This window comes from Mesorhizobium sp. M2E.F.Ca.ET.209.01.1.1 (assembly GCF_004010375.2).
Classification (GTDB): Bacteria; Pseudomonadota; Alphaproteobacteria; order Rhizobiales; family Rhizobiaceae; genus Mesorhizobium.
The window spans coordinates 1-279 of the sequence record NZ_SADP02001369.1 but is presented as its reverse complement, the minus strand read 5'-3'; the positions used below and the strand labels follow the sequence as shown (position 1 = coordinate 279).

At 65.2% G+C, this 279-nt stretch carries 1 protein-coding gene; it reads left to right on the top strand.

Going from position 1 to position 279, the window contains the following annotated elements:
• Positions 1-279: aminotransferase class III-fold pyridoxal phosphate-dependent enzyme (locus EN852_RS40440; protein WP_135880019.1), on the top strand; the 279-nt coding region annotated here is incomplete at both ends.

Sequence of the window (279 nt, the reverse complement as noted above, 5' to 3'; positions counted from 1 at the left end):
CCCGCCGGCAAGCTACTGGCCCGAAGTGCAGCGCATCTGCCGCAAATACGATGTGCTGTTGATGCTGGACGAGGTCATCACCGGCTATGGCCGCACAGGCGAGTGGTTCGCGGCCCAGACCTTCGGCATCGAACCGGACACCATCACCACGGCCAAGGCGCTGACATCGGGCTATCAGCCGCTCTCGGCGCTGCTGGTGGGCGATCGCATTGCCTCGGCGCTGGTCGAGAAGGGCGGCGAGTTCAACCATGGCTACACCTATTCGGGGCACCCCGTGGC